This is a genomic window from Tardiphaga sp. (assembly GCF_028290785.1).
GTDB lineage: Bacteria > Pseudomonadota > Alphaproteobacteria > Rhizobiales > Xanthobacteraceae > Tardiphaga.
Genome location: NZ_JAQGJD010000005.1, coordinates 1 through 3706, shown reverse-complemented (window position 1 = coordinate 3706; position 3706 = coordinate 1). Strand labels below are relative to the sequence as shown.

1 protein-coding gene and 2 rRNA genes are annotated in these 3706 nt (G+C 65.0%); all 3 read left to right on the top strand.

Features of this window, described 5'->3' with window-relative positions; all coding sequences use genetic code 11:
- A 23S ribosomal RNA gene (locus tag JWR89_RS00285) occupies nt 1-212 on the top strand; the annotation flags it as partial.
- Nucleotides 213-292: 80 nt separating this feature from the next.
- Nucleotides 293-407: ribosomal RNA gene (gene rrf, locus JWR89_RS00280) — 5S ribosomal RNA — on the top strand.
- 266 nt (nt 408-673) lie between these two features.
- Nucleotides 674-3373: a bifunctional acetate--CoA ligase family protein/GNAT family N-acetyltransferase gene (locus JWR89_RS00275; RefSeq protein WP_299710288.1), complete on the top strand. Its 2700-nt coding sequence runs from the start codon at nt 674-676 to the stop codon at nt 3371-3373.
- Nucleotides 3374-3706 lie beyond the last annotated feature (333 nt).

Here is a 3706-nt window from a genome sequence, read left to right as displayed (position 1 = left end):
CGTACCTCTGGTGGAGCAGTTGTCGTGCCAACGGCAGTGCTGCATAGCTATGTACGGACGGGATAACCGCTGAAAGCATCTAAGCGGGAAACCCACCTCAAAACGAGTATTCCCTTGAGAACCGTGGTAGACCACCACGTTGATAGGCCGGGTGTGGAAGTGCGGCAACGCATGTAGCTTACCGGTACTAATCGTTCGATTGGCTTGATTGCTCTCATTTTCTGTATCCATAGAAGCGCGCAATGCGCCTATGACGATCAACAGCTTGCTTCGTATCTTTGTCCTTCGCCGGCCTGGTGGTTCTAGCGAGGAGCTTCAACCCGATCCCATCCCGAACTCGGCCGTTAAACTCCTCAGCGCCAATGGTACTATGGCTTAAGCCCTGGGAGAGTAGGTCGCTGCCAGGCCTGCAAAGCACAAAGATCCTCACAAAACGATGTCAGATACATAAAACGCCGCTCCCGAAAGGGGGCGGCGTTTTTTTGTGCCCGGATTTCGAAGCTCTCCTCACCGCGATGGCCCGCGCTCCCCGCGCTGGCGCGAGCAACCTTCGCAGCTTCATCCATCATTCTCCGAATCAATGCCGCCCTGTCGCGTGACACATTGTTTGCCTATGCTGGCGCGCGATGACGTTGGCGTCGTCACACGAATTCCTTCGATCGGGGCCCGCCGGATGTCCATCTATCGCCTGAGCAATCTGCTCGCGCCGCGTTCGGTTGCGCTGATCGGCGGCAGCCCGCGGTCGGGATCGGTGGGCCAGGTGGTAGTGAAAAATATCCGCGACGCGCAATTCAAGGGCAGCTTCGGCGTCGTCAATCCGCATCACCGCGAAATCGCCGGCGTCGCTACGGTTGGCCGCCTCGCCGAACTGCCGTTCGTGCCGGAGCTGGTGGTGATCACCGCCCCGGTAACTTTCATTCCTGACATCATCGAGGAGGCGGGCCGGCTTGGCGTCGCCGGCGCCCTGATGATTTCCGCGGGCCTCGGCGACGGCGAAGGCTCGCTCGCGCATACGGTCGAAGCCACCGCGCGCCGATATGGCCTAAGGTTGATCGGCCCGCAAAGCATCGGCGTGATGATGCCGAATGCGTCTCTCAATGCCAGCTTCGCTGCGCACATGCCGCAGTCGGGAAACCTGGCGCTGATCTCGCAATCCGGCGCGATCGCCGCCGGCATGGTCGGCTGGGCGGCGCAGCGCTCGGTCGGCTTCTCCGGCGTGGTGTCGATCGGCGACCAGCTCGATGTCGATATCGCCGACCTCATCGATTACTTCGCGCTCGATGCCAAGACGCGCGCCATCCTGCTGTATGTCGAAGCCATCAAGGACGCCCGCAAGTTCATGTCGGCGGCGCGCGCCGCGGCGCGCACCAAGCCGGTGATTGTCGTCAAGTCCGGCCGCATGGCGCAGGACGCAGCGGCGGCCGCGACCCACACATCTGCGCTGGCGAATATTGACGCGGTCTACGACGCCGCGTTCCGCCGTGCCGGCGTGCTGCGGGTGTCGGACCTGCGCGAGTTGTTCGACTGCGCCGAGACGCTGGGCCGAATCGGCGCGCCCGCCGGCAAGCGGCTGGCGGTGCTCACCAATGGCGACGGCATCGGCGTTCTCGCCGTCGACCGGCTGATCGAACTCGGCGGCAGCCCGGCGACGGTGTCGCCGGCCGCGCACGCGCAACTCGATGGCGTGCTGCCGCGCAGCTGGTCCGGCATAGGGCCGGTCAATATCGTGGGCGACGCCGATGCCGCGCGCTACGTAGCGGCGCTCGAGATCCTGCTGGCCGATCCCGGCAACGACGCCATCCTGGTAATGAACGTGGCGACCGCGATTGCTTCCGCCGAAGACATCGCCGGCGCCGTGACGCAGGTGGTCAAGGCGTATAACGAGACCCATCGGGGCTTTGCCAAGCCGGTGCTGGCCGTCTGGGTCGGCGCTGATCCCGGGATCCGCGCGCTGCTCAGCGCCGCCGGCATTCCGAACTACCCGACCGGCGGCGACGCCGTGCGCGGCTTCATGCACCTGGTGCAGCATCGCGAACTGGTCGAGGCGCTGGCCCAGGTGCCGCCGGCGCTGCCGGAATCCTTCGTGGCCGATGTCGATGCGGCCCGCGCGATCGTGGCGACGGCGCTCGGCGAGGGCCGGCGCTGGCTCGATCCGGACGAGATCCGGCGGCTGCTGCAGGCCTACCAGATTCCGATGATCGAGACCTTTGTCGCGGCGGATATCGACGAGGCCGTCCGGCATGCGTCGGCAATTCTGGCCGGCGGGGCCACCGTGGTGTTGAAAATCTTTTCCCGCGACATCGTCCACAAGTCCGATGTCGGCGGCGTGGTGCTGAATCTCACCAGCGTCGAGGCGGTGCGCCAAGCGGCTGCCGAGATTCTCGCCCGCGCGCGCAATCTGCATCCGCAGGCGCGGATCTCCGGCGTGCTCGTGCAGCCGATGATGGTGCGGCCGAAGGCCCGCGAATTGATCCTAGGTCTCGCCGACGATCCGGTGTTCGGCACCGTCGTGGTGTTCGGACGCGGCGGCACCGCGGTCGAGATCATCAACGACAAGGCCGTGGCGCTGCCGCCGCTGGATCTGCCGCTGGCGCGCGATCTGGTCGATCGCACGCGGGTATCGCGGCTGTTGGCGGGCTATCGCGACGTGCCGCCGGTGCAGACCGACGCGGTGCCGCTGGCGCTGGTCCGGCTGGCGCAGATGGCCGCGGACCTGCCGGAGATCCGCGAACTTGATATCAATCCGCTGCTGGTCGATCAGCACGGCGTGCTGGCGCTCGACGCCCGCGTCGCGGTCGGCGCGGTGCCGCGAAAATTCAGCGGCAAGGGCCCGGCCAACTTCGCGGTGCGGCCGTGGCCGTCGCAATGGCAGCGCCATCTCGACCTCAAGGACGGCTGGCGCATCTTCGTGCGGCCGATTCGCCCGGAGGACGAGCCCGGCATCCACGCGTTTCTGGCGCATGTCAGCGACGCCGACCGGCGGCTTCGTTTCTTTGCGCCGATGAAGCATTTCACCCATGCCTTCATCGCCCGCCTGACGCAGCTCGATTACGCGCGCGCAATGGCCTTCGTCGCCTTCGATGCCGCGACCGGCGAGATGGTCGGCGTCGTCCGGCTGCATTCCGATTCGCTCTATCAGAGCGGTGAATACGCCGTTCTGCTGCGCTCGGATCTGAAGGGCAGGGGGCTGGGATGGGCCCTGATGCAGTTGATCATCGAATACGCCAGGTCGGAAGGTCTGAAACGTATCTCCGGCGATGTGCTGCATGATAATACCACTATGCTCGCGATGTGCCGGCAGCTCGGCTTCGAGGTGAAATCCGATCGCGAGGATGCCGCGCTGTGCAACGTGTCGCTCCGGCTGGAGGATTGACGTCAGCCGCATCCGGTTTAGCCGCGCTATACCGGCGATCGTGCGGATTGAATTGCACCACTGACGCAGTGTGCGTTTTTGCTCAGTTGGATCTCGTCCATGCGCGCTGCTGCGCGGGAATTTCCCGGTGAATCCGCATGCGAGCGCTATCCGCTTCGAGCTTTGCGATGGTCCGCGGTCCGGTGCGCGCGATCCGAATCGTTCGTGCTGTCCACAGCGTGACGTTTTTCTGACGAAGGGCGTTGACAGCTTCGGGATGTCCCGCCTATAACCCGGCCACTGAGCGCGGCGGCGCCGGGGCCAACGGCCCGGGCGGTTTGTCGGTGTTTAGAA

Coding starts and splice junctions, on each gene's coding strand:
- JWR89_RS00275 (WP_299710288.1), top strand. CDS start 674: ATGTCCATCTATCGCCTGAGCAATCTGCTCGCGCCGCGTTCGGTTGCG.